The sequence below is a fragment of the Thermomicrobiales bacterium genome (assembly GCA_023954495.1).
GTDB lineage: Bacteria > Chloroflexota > Chloroflexia > Thermomicrobiales > CFX8 > JAMLIA01.
In genome coordinates this window covers 18,487-34,973 of record JAMLIA010000002.1, presented here as the reverse complement: position 1 = coordinate 34,973, position 16,487 = coordinate 18,487, and the positions used below count along the sequence as shown (strand labels likewise).

Below are 16,487 nucleotides of genomic sequence, written 5' to 3'. Positions count from 1 at the left end.
CAACCTATGGCTCTGGCAGGACGATCGCGCCAGTCCCGGTCGAAGCCGCCACAAGCTCCTGCCCCTGCAGGTTGACATATGTGCAATCTGCCACGTCCACGTGGATCGTCGAGTTGCTGGCAGCCAGGATGTAGACCCCTCCACCAGCGACCGCGTTCCCGGAGAATCTCGTTCCGGTAATGGTGACGGCCATTTCCGTGGCGGCATCCGGGTAGTTGGCCATGTAGATGCCCGTGTCCCAGAAGCTGGCGATGATGCTGTCGGTGATCGTGAATGTTCCCGCAGCACCGTTCAGCGAGTCTCCGTCGCCGCCCTGGAATGACAACGCATGCTCGCCACCTACGTCACCAGCGTTGATGATCTGGCTATCGCGCATCGCGAAATTCGTGACTTCGCGACCGCGGATCCCGTGGCTGCCGGTCCGCGCGATCTTGACGTGATCGAGTGTGAGATTCGAGACGTAGTAGGCATCAATACCAGCGCCGTCCGTCGCGCGGGACTTCGAAGCCGCTTCATCGACCGTTGCACTGGACTCACCAATCACCAGATGTCGCAACGTGACGTTACTCGCGTACCTGAGCAGCACGGCTGGTCCGCTCATCGACGTGATGACGCCACCATCCCCGAACGCGTGCGCGCCCCCGGCTGGACCAATGACAAGCGGCCCCAGGCTGGTCAACCCGTCAATCGCAATGCCGTTCGTGGCGTATGCGGCGCTGACGCTGTCGAAGGTCGCGCCGGCCGATCCGATAGCCACACCATAGAACCACAGGGCTGCGCCGTAGGTTGCGCTGAGCGTGTTGCCCGGGCCTGGCATTTCCACTAGCGATTCGGCTACGTCGAGTGCGTTGCTGTTCGAGGTTGATACGGCCAGACTACCTGCTGTTACGGCGAATAGAGATTCGTTGCGCACGTAAACACCGGCAGCGTTCGCGGTTGTCACCGAGTGCGTGTGCGCACCCGAGAGCTCAAGTGCTGTCGCGTTGATGTAGATGCCTTCGTAGCTTTCAGTGTTGATCGTGACTGCGCCACGCAGATCTACCGTGCTCAGGCGCTCGAGCATCAATCCGCGCACGGCCGAGCTTGTCAGCGATAGATCTCCCTCGACGATGAACGTCCAGTCCGCGCCCGATCGGCCAGCTATGTGGACGACTCCGAGCGCACCCGAGGCTCGGGATGTCTTGCGCTCGATGCTGACGAACGACATGGAGGCACTGCTGTAACCTGTCACATACAGAGCCGGTCCGAGATTCGCGCCAGTGCCCGTGATCTCAACATCGCGGATTGTCGGTCCAACGTCGTTCGACGCTCCGGCACCCTGGATCGCCGCGTCCCGTGTCTCTCCAATTGTCAGGCCAAGGACAACGTTGCCGGTCGACAGCTTGATGCCGGCTCCGCCGGTCGCCGTGATCGTCGGGCGAGCGCCGTTGATCGCCGGTGCCAGATAGGTGCCGCACGTAAGCTCCGGCGCACCGACAAGTGCTGCGAAGCTATCGGCCACAGCGCCCTGTCCAACGAGGGTCTGCCCCGGCTTCAGCTCAACCGGTCCAGCGTACGGCGACACTCCGGCGGCGACGTAGATGATGTCGTTCACCTTGACCGCCGAGTTGTTGGTGACTTCGTACATGGCGACATACGGTGAGCTCCAGGAGCCATCCGACGCGCCGCCGCTGTATGTCTGGTCCACGTACCAGACGAGCCTGCTAGAGATCTCGAAATTCACATTCGCCGAGACGGTGTTTCCGGCAACATCGGAAACCGTGATCTGCCAGGTGACGGTCGTTGAGCGCAGGCCGGTCTTCGGCTGATACGTGAAACTCCCATCGGCGTCCCACGTCAGTGAGCCGGAATTTGCCCCAGAGAGCGGTTCAGCCGCAACCAGCGAGACAGGCGATCCTTCGGGATCAACTGATGTGCTCAGAAATCCGTCTGCGGCCGTGGCTGTCAATCGCAGGTTCCCCAGCAGCGGCCCATACGAAAGCGCTCCGATCGTCGGTGGCTGCGTATCAGCGACCACTTCATCGACATCGGTAATGACGACGGTCAGTGTGCCCGAAGCACTTAGTGACGGTGCGCCACTATCGGTTACTGAGACAGTCAGAACGAAGCTCGTCACGGATTCGTAGTCCAGCGGGGTCGAGTCAGCGACAGTTATCTCTCCAGTTGTCACATCGATCTGGAATGCGCCAGTGTCGTTTCCTGCGGTGATCGTGAACGTATGCGTCTGTCCCGCGTCCGCATCGCTGACACCTGCTGTCGCTACAATCGTGTCAATCGGGCTGTTCTCCGGAAGCTCAACGGATGCCGGCATGACAAGCGTCGGCGCTTCATTCATATCAGTAATTGAGATCGTCACGACCTCGGAGTAGGTGCGACCGAACGGATCGCTCGCAACGATCTCGACATCAATTGACGGTTCGGTTTCAAAATCAAACGTGGCGGCACTTGTCGTTTGTAGCGACCAATCGCCGTTGACATCGACCAGCACAAAGCGCGAATCGCTTCCCGCTGCGAGCGAGAACGTCAGAGCATCGTCATCTGGATCGTAGCCGGTCACTACACCGACTGTGGTGGCGTCGTGGATTCCCTCAGTGAGCGCAGTGCCGTCGACCGAGATGTCGTCCGGGGCGCGATTGACGCCGACCGTCACGACGCCGGTCAAGCTGGTGCCGCCGTCGCCATCGGTAACTACAACCGCCACAGCGCGGTTGGCGCTCGTCGCTGACGTCGAGGAAAACGTGAGTGCGCGGACGACTGCCGCAACACGATCCGGCGTTGCGCTGTCCGTGAACGTCACTACCAACTGTTCGGCCGACCGAGTGATCGTGCCAACGGCAACTGGTGCATCATCATTCCAGGTGAGCGTGTCGCCGGAAACACTGAGTGGTCCTGACGGCGTGATCGTCAGCACATCGCCGGTCGCAAAGCCGATGGAGATCGTGGCTGTGAGCTGGCCACTGGCCAGATCGGGCGAATCCATATCGATGACCGTCGCGTCGTCATCAAGGACGACGGGCGCGCCGTCGAGAACGACCGTCCCGCCAAACCCAAGCACCGGTGGATCATTGACCGCCGTGACCGTGACCATAACAGATATCGCTGCCTGATGCTCGCCATCCGATATGGAGATCGTTACGGTGCGATCCCCAGATGTCGGCACGTCCGATTCGTGGACATAACGCAACGTCCGGAGGACTTGTTGATACATCTCTGGCGACGCCGAGCCGGACAGCGTAATAGCCCCGGTTGTCGAATTCATACTGCTGGCGATCCCGCCACTTGCTTCAATCGAGAGCACCTCGAACGCGCCGTCCGGTCGCGCAGCGAGGGAGATTGTCGCCCCAACAATCTGTGAATCAACGTCGATGACGGTAAGGTCAGCGGCGATCTCCAGCGGCGGTGCGTTCTCAACGTACGCTACGGCGGAGGTGGCTTGAGCGAGCTGCGGGGCATCATTGACTGGCGCGATCTCGACCGTGACGGTCGCCTCAGCGGTCGCGCCACCATCATCAGTGATCGTGTAGGTGAATGAGTCAGTTCCAAACGCGTCAACGATCGGCGTATAGGACACGCTCAGGCCATCGTCCGCGATGGCAGCCGTGCCGAGTGTCGCCGATCCAACGAGCGTTATAATCAGCGTCTCGCCCTGATCGGGCGCAAAGGTATCGTTGGCCAGTACGTCAATGCTGATCGTGTCGCTGTCTTCATTCATCTGCGCTGTGTCATCGGAGGCTGTCGGCGGATCGTTCACCGGGACTAGCGTGATCGTTACTCGCGCATCGGCGATTGCGCCGTTGCTATCCTCAATGCCGTACTTGAACGTATCAACACCATTGGCGTTCGGCTCAGGTGTGTAGAGCATTTCGCCGGTATCCGGATCGACCGAAATCGTTCCCAACCACGGCGTCTCCCAATAGAAGACCCTGAGTGTCTCGCCGACATCCGGAGCAATACTGTCGTTCGCCATCAAATCGAGAACGAGTGGGCCACCGTCTTCGTTCAATTCATAGGCGTCGTCAACCGCTGTCGGCGGATCGTTTACGCCAAGAACCTCGACTGATACTGTGGCGCTGTCCAATCCGCCATTGCCATCCGATATGGAGTAGCGGAAAGTCTCGGTTCCGAAGAAGTCCGCCGCTGGTGTGTACAGCACGCGACCACCGGATATGCGCGCACTTCCTCCCGCGCTGAACTCCGAGAAGCCGACAATCGTCAGCGCTTCGCCCTGATCCGGCTCAATCGAGTCGTTCGCCAGTACGTCAATTTCGACATCTGCGGCATCCTCGTGAACGCCTTCCATGGAGTCATCCCGCGCCGTTGGCGGATCATTCACCGACAAGACGGTGATGTCAATCTGCGCTTGAGACGTCAGCGTACCGTCGCTCGCCGTGAACGAGAACGCGTCATCGCCAAACAGGTTTGCGTTCGGAACGTAGTTGACCTGCAGCGAGCACATCATGACTGCACCCGCAACAGAGCAGGCAACGTCATCTATACCAGACACGACTCCAAGTGTTGGCGGTTCGTCGCCCAGCGCGATCGAAAGAGCGTCGCCGTCGACATCGGTGGCCACCAGCGTGATGGTGACCGAGCCATCTTCGGAGAGCGTCACGTGCTGTGACGACGCGACCGGAGCGTCGTTTACCGGCGCGATTTGAATCGCAACAGTCGCTGGTTCTGAATCCGCGACACCATCAAAGGCCACGAAGGAGAATGCGTCGTCCCCGAAATAGTTCTCAGCTGGCGTGTAGGTGACGGTCGGCCCATCGCCAGTCAACGCACCGTGACTCGGCGACGCGACAATGCGAAAGATCAGCGTCTCACTGTCATCGACCGCGTTCAGCGTAATGTCGACCGCCTGATCTTCGTCGGTCGTGATCACTTGGCTCTGCGCTACCGGCGGATCATCGACTGCGGACACGGTAACCGTCACAATTGCCGGTTCAGACTGCACGGTTCCGTCACTGACACTGAACGAGAACAGGTCCGCGCCGGCGAAGTTGGCAGCTGGAACGTACGTGTATTCCGGTCCACTTCCCAGCAGCGTGCCGTGGGCTGGCGGTTCAACCGTCGCATAAGTCAGCGCGTCGCCGTCCGCGTCTTCAGCGGTCAGCGTGAGCTGAACTGGCTCGTCTTCCAACGTCGCCACCGACTGCGGATGCGCGACCGGCGCGTCGTTCACCGAGGTGATCATGATTGAGACAGCGACGATCTCCGACGAGAACTCGCCGTCACTGACGCTCCAGGTAAACGAATCCACGCCGTGGAAATCCACTGCTGGTGTATACGTCAGGTCTGGTGCCACGCCACTCAAGACACCATGAGCAGGCGGGCTCTCAATCGACCAGGTGAGCGTGTCGCCATCGAGATCGTTGGCAACAAGCGCGATGCTCGCGGCTGTATCTTCATCGGTGGTGACCGAATCGCCTTCTGCAACCGGAGCGTGGTTAGGATCCGGCTCAACCGTCACGATTGCGGAAGCAGTCTCGCTTTCGTCGCTACCATCGTGAACGCGCACGACGATGCGACGCTCGCCGGGCGATGCATCGCGGCTGGCGTGCTGATAGGTGAGCGTGCGGAGGATCGCCTGGAATGTGCCGATCGTGGCCGGGCCTTGAATTTGTAAAGAGTGACCGTCGGCATCGCGGCTCAGGACAATGCCCGGCGCTGCGTCCACCGACACCTGCTCTTCGCTGCCATCTTGCGCGTCCAGCAGATTGACGACCATCGACTCCAACGACGTGTCGTCCTCGTCGGACAGCGTCGCACCCGGAGCAACGAGCGCCGCTTCTGCCCCACCAACTACGCCCAGTGCCACCGACGTACCGGCACCGTCCGGCCCGTTCAGGTCGATCGTCGGAGGCACATTCGGCGATTCGTCCGGAGGAGATGGCGGTGAAGGCGGAGACGGTGGATCGGGTGGAGTTGGCGGAGTGACTTCCGAGTCATCGGCAGGCACGAAGACACCCCACGTTGACAAGTGAGTTGTGATGACGCGGACCTGACCGGTCTCGGCATTAATCGTGGTCGGCACCGGCTGCCAGACTCCGGCATCTTCATCGAAATACGCCACCAGCGCATCATCGAGGTCGCTGCCGGTCAGGTGCGTTCCAAGCGCCAGCTCAATCGGTGCGTCGACTGACGCGCCGATCAGCGAGATATCCCAGGCGCTACCGACCAGCGCATAGTCAGGCTGTGGCTGCGCATTCAGCGACTGAGCAATCGTGATGATGCCGTTGGCACTCGTTGCAAACGCTGGGATCGATAGCGTTGGTCCACCAGGGTGCTGGACCAACGCAGCAGAATCGCGCGCGATCGACTCGATCGTGACGTCATGTCCCGACTCATAGCGCCACGAGTAGTAATGCAGGCCAACATTGCCGGCCTCGACTCGCCAGCCAGCCGGATTGTCCGGAGTGTAGGTCAGGCAGCGGCGCTCGAAGCACTGCAGCAGCACGTCGCGCGCCGCCCCGCCCACCCGAACAGTCGTCCAATACGCTTCGGTGATCGGTCGTCCGGTCGCATAGAACGGACTCTCGAAGAGCTGATCTTCAACCAGATTGCCGTCCCAAATGGTTCCGGTCGAGGTCATGAACGTCCAGAACGGTTCGGCTATGGCGTGATGCGTCACATCATCAACGAACGCTGCGCGGACACGTTGAGCAGCCAAATCATCATCTGGAACGACTGAACCATCACGGAGGAGACGATCGGTCAACATAGTGTTCGACATTGCTGGCGGTGCGGAGAGAATTCCAGCCAGAGATGCATAGGTAGGGCCATTTGGATCATCTGGATCACCGGCGACATTTGCAGACGATGGTGTCATCGAGACAAATGTATTGTCGCCAATCTGCATCCGACCAGAGATCAGCTCAACGACGAGGAGTCCGTTCGTCACGTACCACGGTGACGTAACGTCTGCGTCTGGATCGGTCAGTTCCATGCGTGACTTGTCGTAGTACTGGACCGTGCGGCTTGCCCCGTCCGCTTCGAGATACGGCTCGGCTATCGCATCGCCATGTGCGTCTGGCCCCCACATCCATGTCCGTTGAACAGTTCCGTTTGCAACTGGAAGATCAGTGCGTTGCCATGTCGCTTGAAATGCGACGATCGGAGCGCTTGCGATAGCCGCGTGAATATTCAGCAGCGGTAGAACCATCGCAGCAACAAGCAGCACACGAAATGCAGCGCCGACGAGCGGCGAGCTCCATCTGGTCTCCACCATCGACAGCACCCCAACTCGTGTTCAGGCGAAGGCAACTATCCCGCGTGGCGGGCATAGTCATCCCCCGTGCGCACCACCGCAGCCGCGCGTGCTCGCAGCTTCGCTGGATCCCCCGTACCGATTGACCTCATTGAAATATCGCTGGCTCAGACTACCACGAGTGACAAAATATGTACAGGGCAAGATTGCGAGTAAGTTGGGCAAAGATCTGGGAAGACTGATGGGGGTACGCGCACCAGCGCAGAGAGCAAACGCCGAAACAGTTGGTGGTCGCTGATCCATCAGGAGGGTTCACGGCGCTGCATACCAGGCACGCGGTCGAGGCCACGATCGAACGAAATGACGTCAAGATCCTCGTGAGTGAGCGATCATGCTACAAGGATGGCATCGGCGAACCCGATGTTGAATTCCTTATAGAGCGTGAGCGCTGCCATCAGCGTCGAGGAGTCATGGTTGAGGACGTGGTCATCCGCCACCAGATCCAGCAGACGGTCTGCGATGTCGCGCAGGTCGGCACGATAAGACGACCGCAGCGTCCAGACGACCTCGGCCAGTACGGCGTCCTCAAGCCAGACGGACTCGCGACCCTCTGCAACGGCATCGAAAAGCGCAGTAGCAAGGTCGGACATTTCAGGCGGATCGTTTGTGAGATAGCGGAGGATGATATTGGCGTCAACGAGACCCGTCGGCATGCGTCATTCCCCCACGGGTCGCCGAGCCTCGCTCGCAGCCTCGTGTTTAACCTCGCGACCGGGGTACGGCCGCAATCCGGCGAACGCTCCACGCAACCCGCGAACTCCAGCCCGCGCGACCGGATAGAGAACGATTTTGCCGTCCTCAATTGTCGCGATGACCCGGTCACCTTCTCGGAGACTCAACTGATCGCGAATGTGCTTCGGGATTGTCAATTGCCCCTTGGACGAGAGTGTTGCCGTCTGCATCCGCCCCTCCTGTCTTACTTTCTACCTTTGGTAGGCACTGAATGCAGTGTAAGGATTTCATCCACCTGGCGCGATTCAATCGGCGCATATGGCATCAACCAGGTACCTGTTCAGCTAACCTGCGCTCGCACATCTGCGATGATCCGGAGCGAGCGCACTACAATGCTCGAGCCAAGACGCATCCATGCTGCGAGGAGAGGCAATGGAATTTCAGGAAGTTGTCCGCAAGCGACGGATGCACCGGCAGTTCGATCCGGAGCGATCAGTGCCGCGTGAAGTCGTTGAGCGGATCGTAAGGAACGGGACGCGTGCGCCGTCGGCTGGCCACAGTCAGGGCTGGGGTTTTCTGGTGCTGGAGTCGGCGGAGGACCGTGCAACGTTCTGGAAGGTTACGAACCTTCCGGGCCAGGAAGAGGAAACCGGCTCGCCATCGATGCATACCGCGCCGGTCATCATCGTACCCTTCGCCCACAAGCAGGCGTATCTCGACCGCTACGCCGAGCCGGACAAGGGCTTCCCGGCAAACTACGAGGCACGCTGGCGCATACCGCACTGGTACGTCGACACCGCGTACGCCTCGATGACCATGCTGCTGAGCGTCGTCGACGCTGGTCTCGGCGCGATCTTCTTCAGCGTCCGCGATCCTGCACCGCTCCGCGAAGCGTTCGGCGTGCCAGACGGTTTCGACCCGATTGGCGCGATCGCGGTCGGCTACCCGGTGCCATCCAAGCCCGCCCGCCGAGGCCGCAAGGAGCCGGATCAGGTCGTGCACTGGGGACGCTGGTAGGATCAACGGGCAACACAACAACTGCATTCGAAGTCGGCAGGCTCTTGGATCAATGCTCCGTACCGCCTCGTATACGCGCAACAGCCATCCGTCTGGACGGATGGCTGTTGCGTTGGCGCGGTTACCGCTGGAACTCTACGCGCATCTCATGGGTAGTACCGTCAGTCAGATTCACCTGCAGAATCTGGCATGATCCAGCCCAGGCCCGTGACGTCTGCCACTGGAACAGGTATTGACCATTAGCGGTTGTCTGGAGCTCGCCGCGATTCCCGGCAGGCTGTGCGGGCACCGGCTGAACAGTCGGTCCTGCATTGCAGGCGATCGTCGTGATGCTCGTCACGGCGTCCAACCCAACATTCCCGCGTATCGTGAAGACAATACTCATAGCCTGCCCGGCCAGAACCTTGCGCGGGCCTCGCGGACCATTCGATATAGAGGCGAAACCCTGCCAGTCATAGAGTACGGTGATGGTGGCTGTTGCCGATCCCGGGTTGCCGGCATGATCGACAGCTCCGTCGCAGATGACCGTGATTTCACCGACTGGTCCACCAACACTCGTTGGCGTCGCATCGACTGCAACACCTGAAGTAGCGTCGGTGGTAGAACAACCGACCGTTGGTACCGCACCGTAGACGTACGTTGCACCATCCTCAACGCCGGTGACGACTACTGTTGGCAGCGACGTGTCGCGGCCAACGACAACATCAACCTGTGCAGCCGTGCCACCGTCGGAAGTCGCGCTACAGGAGTAGGTCGTCTTCACTTGATCGAGGCTGATCGTCCGGTCTTCACAGCCCGTGATGATGACCGAGTCAGGCGATTGTGACTCGGAGATCGTCCAATGGAGGAGGACATCGCTGGTGTACCAACCGTTGCTGCCCTTCGGTGTCTCGGGGTTCAGCGAGTAGTTGATGGTCGGCGGTGTGTCATCGACAACGTTGTAGGTCACCTCAGCTGATCCAGAGTTGCCAGCGTGATCAGCCGCTCCGGCACATGTCGCTCTCACCGTCCCGACAGGTCCGCCGATGAGTGACAGCGTCGCGTCAGCCGCAACGCCGGACAGTGCGTCAGTCGTTGTGCAGCCAGCCGCCGGAACCGCACTATACGTGTACGTCGCTCCATCTTCGACTCCTGTTACTGTCACTGTCGGGGGCGTCGCATCACGGCCAATAACGGCGCTGACGTGCTGCGACGAACCACCAGCAGAGGTTGCGATGCATGAGTATGACGTCTTCTGCTGGTCAGCCGACACCACCAGATCGGTGCACCCTTCCAGGCTCAGCGTGTCTGGCGATTCCGGCTCGATGATGATCCAGCCTAACGTCACGTCGCTGACGTACCAGGATTCACTACCATCGGGCGCGACAGGGTTGAGTGTGAAGCTGACTTCTGGCGCTGTGGTATCGGCCGCCAGGACTGTGAAGGTCAACGTGGCAGATCCAATATTGCCCGCAACGTCCTGGGCACCCGAGCAGGTGATTGTCACCTGGCCGACTGGGCCTCCGCTCGTCGATAGCGAAGCCTCGTGTGCGACGCCGGACGTGGCGTCACTGGTCGTGCAACCAGCGGACGGGACGGCGTCCGAGGTATACGTCGCGCCGGAATTCACACCGGTGATTGTGACGGTCGGCGGGGTCGAATCTCGACCAATCTCGACGACGATCAGTGTAGCCACACCGCCATCAGAGGTGGCGCCGCACGAATATGTCGTCTCCGCCTGGTCAGCAACGATCGTCTGATCTTCACAACCGTCGAGGACAATCGATGTGGGAGATTCGAGGTCGCTCACACTCCAGGTGAGAGTCACATCGCTGGTGTACCACTCGTTGCTGCCGTCAGGCGTCTCGGGGCTGAGATGATAGCTGATGGTTGGTGGGGTGCCATCGGTAACGGTATAGGTGACCGATGTGGTGTTTGTGTTACCGGCAAGATCGAGCGCACCTGAACAGGTCGCGGTGACCTGACCGATCAAGCCACCAGTGATTACCAATGTTGCCTCGGTTGCCACGCCAGATGTCGCGTCACTCGTTGCACATCCAGCAACCGGCACAGCGTCGGACGGATAGGTTGCCCCATCAGCCACCCCGGTAACGGTCACAACCGGAGGCGCTGCATCACGGCCAATCTCGATGGATACTGGCCCCGCGACACCGCCATCGGACGTAGCAGCGCACGTGTAGGTCATCTTCAGCTGATCGGACGTGATCTCCTGATCCGCGCAACCACTCAGAACGAGCGACTCCGGCGAATCAGTCTCCGTAACCGTCCAGGAGAGCGTGACATCGTCGACATACCAACCGTTCGCGCCGGTTGCAGTCTCTGGATTGATCGTCGAGGTGATGACCGGGGGCGTGTCATCGGTGACGAAATAGCTGATTGTCGCCGAACTGAGGTTGCCAGCATCGTCCTGACCGTCAGCACACGTGACTGTGATCATACCGAGCGGACCGCCACTGTGTGTCATCGTCGCCTCGGACAACACGCCGGAGGTCGTATCCGTCGTCGTACAGGCGACGGTCGGAACAGAGCTGACCGTATAGGTCGCTCCATCGGTCGCGCCAGTTACCGTGACGACAGGCGGCACGGTATCACGGCCAATGACGACGTTGACCACGCTCGAAGAGCCACCATCCGAGGTAGCCTGACAGGAATACGTCGTCTTCGACTGGTCCGCCGTGATTGCCTGGTTTGCGCATCCGACCTGCGTTAGAGTGTCCGGAGTATCAGTCTCAGTGACGATCCACGTCAGGGTCACATCCTCCGTGTACCAGCCATTACTGCCGGTCGGGCTGCCTGGATCGAGCGAATACGAAACTGTCGGCGGCGTGCCATCCACGACCGTGTACGTCATCTCCGCTGAGCCGCTGTTTCCAGCGTGATCGGTCGCGCCGCTGCAACGCACCGTGATCACGCCAAACGGCCCGCCCTGTGTCGATACTGTTGCCTCGGTCGCCACACCGGACGTAGCGTCCGCTGTCTCGCAACCAGCCGACGGGACTTCGAGTAGCGGATAGGTCGCACCGTTGGTTACTCCGGTGATCGTGACGGCAGGTGGAGTCGCGTCACGGCCAATCTCGACGGATACAGGCCCCGCAGCGCCACCTTCGAACGTAGCAGCGCATGTGTACGTTGTCTTCACCTGATCAGCGGTGATCGTCTGGTCCTCGCACCCTGTCAGCACTACGGAGTCTGGCAAATCGACATCAGGTATCGTCCAGTGCAGCGAGACATCACCGACGTACCATCCGTTACTGCCCGTTGGTGTCGCGGGATCCAGCGTGTACTCAATTTCTGGAGAAGAAGTGCCACTCTCTTTCACCGTATAGGTCGCCGATGCCCAGGCGATGTTCCCGGCATAGTCCACGCCAGTGACGCAGGTCGCAGTCACCTCTCCGAGGGGGCCGCCATCTGTCAGCAATCGTGCCTGAAGCGCGACGCCGGACGTCGCATCGGTTGTCGAGCAACCCGCCGTTGGGACTGCGCCGAGCGCGTAGGTCGCACCATCAGTAACGCCGGTGACGGCGACAACCGGCGGCGTCGTGTCTCGGCCGATCGTCACAACCACTGGCCCCGTATCGCCATCGGCGGAACTGGCCTGACACGAATAATCAACCTTGACCTGATCCGTCAAGACCGACTGGCTTTCACAACCAGTCATTGCCAGCGTTTCGGGTACGTCGGGCTCGGTGACTATCCAGTTCAGTGTGACGTCGCCGGTGTACCAGCCGTTTGCCCCGGATGGTAGCGCGGGGTTGAGTAGTGGCGTAATGATCGGCGGAGTGAAGGCCGGCCCACTGTTTGTATCGTACGCGCCGCTGTCGCACACCACAGTTCCACGCGGCTTGCCACGTTGATCCATACCGCTCACAGGCGGCGCTGCACAAACACCTGGGACGCCAGCACGGATCGCTACTGAACCAGCCCCAGGTTTATGGATCAGCTCCTGAGTGATGAGGTCTGGCAGTGGACCCAGTTTGAGATCGGCTAACGTGACCTCGGTCACATTGGGACACGTGGCGTCTGTCGAGAGATTCCCACCGAGAAATACGGCATAGTCGGACTCAGGTGGGGATAGTAAGGTACAGTTGGGACCGTCGCTGTTTGCGAGAATAGTGTTGAGAAAAAACACGTTTGAATCGCCCATGACGGTAATGCCTGCGCCATAAATCGACTTGTTATATGCAATGGTACTGTTTATGCTGACGAAGGTTCCTCCAATCGTTCGAATTCCTCCGCCGTAGATATCGGATTCGTTGTTGCTAACAGTACTGTTGACTAGCGTTGTTGTGCTGCTACTCTCGATTGCGCCACCGTTCCCGGCGGTGTTACGTGTGATGCTGCTTCGTTCGATATCGAGGACTCCACCCGTCGAATAGATCGCGCCACCGGTGCTCGCATCGTTCCGGGAGAACGTGCTGTGGCGAATCTTGAGATTCCCGTCACGGTTCGAAATCGCCCCGCCGTATGCAGCGTAGTTTTGGGTGAACACGCTGTCACTAATCAGTAGCGTCCCACGATTATAAATCGCCCCTCCTTCAAACGTTGAATCATTGAAGGGCCAGGAACTATTGCCGATTGTGCTGTTCGAGATCGACAGGTTGGCTGCTGTCTGCACATAGATTGCGGCCCCTTCTGTGGCGAGTCCACCCAGAAGAGTCAAGCCGTTCAATGCGACGACGCCAGATGTTATCCGAAACAGCCGATCTCCGGCTACCGCTCGCAAAATCACCGAGAACCCGTTGCCATCAATCGTAACGTTCGCCAACTCGATCTGAGCCCCTGAGTCGAGTGCTTTGGAACAGGTGAACCGTACGACGCCGCCAGGTCCAGCATCCCGTATTGCAGTATCAAGAGCCACCCAGTCTGCCGGGCATATGTCGATCGTTGCGGCATGGGCAGGTCTCGCTGACCAAACAAAGATACTCACAAGCAGCGCGAGCATCGCTGAGGTGCGGATCGCGAAACCGAGCATGGTACATGCCTCCCTGTACAATCGGTGTCAAGAATCCAATCTGCTTACGTGCAGCCAGCCACACGAATCGTTTGAGATCAGCCAGAGCGCAACGCTCGCCACGAGTCAAGATTGGTACCCGTCCGGGCACCTCTCCTGGTCATCAGCGATGCTGACCGCACAGGCGACGCTGAAACGACAGTTATGACAGGAATCCTGAGACGTAGTATAGCAACGCGACGCATCTTTGCGTCAGAAAGTCGGCGCTACACGCAGGATTCCCACATGACGCTCTGTACATCTGTAGTCCGTTAGCAAGAGGAGACTCAGATCAGTACATTCATGTTTGCGGATCCGTATGCATTGATTCATCGTGGTTTATGCCGCAGAGCCACGTTCTTGCACGCTGATCAGAGGCAGCAATGGAGAGGATTTGAGGAGCGTGCTCATCTACGCGCCACTTCGATCACCGGTGCTTTGGTCTGGCGAGGCGATCATCCGCATGCTCGACCGATCTGGAAAGACGATCGAGGCAACGCCGATCCCGCTCAATCCGCGACCGCCTGCGTTGAGCAATGCCTGACCGGATTACACGCGCGTGAAAGCCAACGCTGCAATTCACGCCTCGCCATCGTCGTTCGTCGCCTCGTCGCCCGCCAGGAACGAGCGCAGCCCTGCCTCGCTCTCGGGGCTGGCAACGACCATGACGACGTCGTCGGCTTCCAGCTCGGTTGCGGCGCTGGGAAAGATCGTCTCACCGGAGCGGATGATCGATACGACCAGCGTGCCGCGTGGCATGCCGCCATCACGCAGTGTGCGACCGACCAACGGTGAGGTCGGGCCGAGCCGCACTTCGAACAGTGCCGTCTCTTCCGGCAACGAGCGCGCCCGATGTACCCCGCGCGCCAGCATCGCCTTGTAGGTCGCGACGATGTCGCGATGCGTGATCTGCCCGACGACCACGCCCTGATCTACCACCGGAATAGTGGACACCCCACCTTCGACCAGCAGCTCCAGCGCGCTATCGAGGGATTGGTCTGGCTCGAGCGACGCTGCGCTTTCGGTCTGCGACCATGATTGGCCAAACGACACCGGTGACATCGCGTCGCGGACGAAGAGCGACGAGAGCAACGGAAAGCTGAAGCGCAGACGGTGTGCCGGCGAGGATGCGCGGTTCGGTAGCTGACTGGTGTAGATCGTCGTATCGCCGATCAGCAGCGTGGCTAGTGCGATAGCGACCATCGCCGGGGCAAGCAACGACAGGTTGCCAGTCATCTCGGCGACCATCAGCATAACTGCCAGCGGCGCATGGGCGATCCCGCCGAACAGCGCCATCATGCCGACTATGACGAACGGCGCTGGGCTGGTCGGCAGCAGCGGCAGGAAGCCGTCGCCGATGCGCCAGAATGCCGCGCCGAGCATGCCGCCGATAACCATGCCGGGTCCGAAGATGCCGCCCGAGCCGCCCGAGCCGATCGACAGCGATGTCGCGAGGATCTTGGCGAACGGCAGCGCCAGCACCAGCCAGAGCGGCAACGTCTTCAACTCGTCGGTCATGCTGATCTGAATCCAGCCATAGCCGGTGTGCAGTGAACCCGTCACGGCCAGGCCCATCAATCCGACCAGCACCCCGCCCAGCATCGGCTTCAGGAACCGCGGGATATGGAACCGATGGAACACGCCTGTCACGCCGTAAAACGTACGCGCGTACAGAATGCCGACCGCGCCGCAGAGGAGTCCAAGCAGTGCGTAGTAGCCGAGCGTCAGCGGATTCCCGAACGCGATGCCCGGCTGTGCGCCAAAGATCGGCGTGAAGCCCTCGAAGGAGCCGAAGACGCTGTATCCGACGATAGACGCGATCAGGCTGGGAATGAGCGCTTCGACTTCCAGGTCGTGGAGGTAAAGAATCTCGGCCGCCATCAGCGCCCCGCCAAGCGGCGCGCGAAAGATTGCGCCGATGCCGGCACCCATGCCTGCCGCCACGAGGATGCGGCGATCCTGGGCATCGAGCTTCAGCCAGAGGCCGAGGATCGAGCCGAAGCCGGCCGAAATCTGCGCCGCCGGTCCTTCGCGGCCACCCGAGCCGCCGGAGCCGATCGTGATCGCCGAAGCAATCAGCTTGATCGGTGGGACTCGCGCGCGTAGCCGCCCCTGCTTGTAGTGAATCGCCTCGATCGCGGCGTCGGTGCCGTGCCCCTCAGCCTCCGGCGCAAGCGTAAACACGATGAGGCCGGAGAGCAGTCCGCCGAGACCAGTTACCACCGGCAGGAGCCATGGCCGATCCATCGCCTCGCGCACCGGTGAGCCCTCGCCAACCGGAAGCGGCGGTGTGTAGCCGACGATATCGCCGAGGAAGACTTGCGTCGCGAATTCTAGCGCGCGATAAAAGAGGACCGAACCGAGTCCGGCGACGATGCCGACAGCAATGCCAAGAAGAAGCCACTTACCGAGGTAGCGGGTACTCTCGAAACCGCTGCTCCGCGGCAGCAACCGGCGAAACAGAGCCCAATTCAGCCAGTGGATCGCTCGCATTCTGCGCGAATCTTCCGGGTCGTCAGATTGTTGTGCCATGCTCCCCCC

General features: G+C 60.3%; 7 protein-coding genes. 2 read left to right on the top strand and 5 right to left on the bottom strand.

Annotated features, from left to right (window positions below):
- Positions 1-4: 4 nt before the first annotated feature.
- From M9890_00550 to M9890_00540, 3 genes are all read right to left on the bottom strand, one after another.
- Positions 5-7,228 (bottom strand): Ig-like domain-containing protein, encoded by a 7,224-nt coding sequence (locus tag M9890_00550; protein MCO5175460.1) that lies wholly within the window; start codon positions 7,226-7,228, stop codon positions 5-7.
- 368 nt (positions 7,229-7,596) lie between these two features.
- Positions 7,597-7,920 (bottom strand): PIN domain-containing protein, encoded by a 324-nt coding sequence (locus M9890_00545; protein ID MCO5175459.1) that lies wholly within the window; start codon positions 7,918-7,920, stop codon positions 7,597-7,599.
- Between the two features lie 3 nt (positions 7,921-7,923).
- A complete protein-coding gene (locus M9890_00540; protein MCO5175458.1) occupies positions 7,924-8,169 on the bottom strand; it encodes an AbrB/MazE/SpoVT family DNA-binding domain-containing protein in 246 nt (81 codons plus the stop codon).
- 202 nt (positions 8,170-8,371) lie between these two features.
- Here M9890_00540 and M9890_00535 point away from each other — a divergent pair, with 202 nt between their 5' ends.
- On the top strand, positions 8,372-8,956 hold the full coding sequence (locus M9890_00535; protein MCO5175457.1) for a nitroreductase family protein: 585 nt from the start codon (positions 8,372-8,374) through the stop codon (positions 8,954-8,956).
- A gap of 121 nt (positions 8,957-9,077) precedes the next feature.
- On the opposite strand, the gene M9890_00530 is transcribed toward M9890_00535, so the two are convergent.
- A complete protein-coding gene (locus M9890_00530; GenBank protein ID MCO5175456.1) occupies positions 9,078-12,782 on the bottom strand; it encodes a PxKF domain-containing protein in 3,705 nt (1,234 codons plus the stop codon).
- Between the two features lie 1,567 nt (positions 12,783-14,349).
- Here M9890_00530 and M9890_00525 point away from each other — a divergent pair.
- Positions 14,350-14,490, top strand: a complete 141-nt coding sequence (locus tag M9890_00525; protein MCO5175455.1) for a hypothetical protein — start codon at positions 14,350-14,352, stop codon at positions 14,488-14,490.
- A 35-nt stretch (positions 14,491-14,525) separates the two neighbouring features.
- Here the strand turns inward: M9890_00525 and M9890_00520 are convergent, their stop codons facing one another.
- Entirely contained in the window at positions 14,526-16,478 is a 1,953-nt protein-coding gene (locus M9890_00520) for a chloride channel protein (GenBank protein ID MCO5175454.1), read from the bottom strand.
- Positions 16,479-16,487 lie beyond the last annotated feature (9 nt).

Coding starts and splice junctions, on each gene's coding strand:
- M9890_00535 (MCO5175457.1), top strand. CDS start 8,372: ATGGAATTTCAGGAAGTTGTCCGCAAGCGACGGATGCACCGGCAGTTC.
- M9890_00540 (MCO5175458.1), bottom strand. CDS start 8,169: ATGCAGACGGCAACACTCTCGTCCAAGGGGCAATTGACAATCCCGAAG.
- M9890_00545 (MCO5175459.1), bottom strand. CDS start 7,920: ATGCCGACGGGTCTCGTTGACGCCAATATCATCCTCCGCTATCTCACA.
- M9890_00520 (MCO5175454.1), bottom strand. CDS start 16,478: ATGGCACAACAATCTGACGACCCGGAAGATTCGCGCAGAATGCGAGCG.
- M9890_00550 (MCO5175460.1), bottom strand. CDS start 7,228: ATGGTGGAGACCAGATGGAGCTCGCCGCTCGTCGGCGCTGCATTTCGT.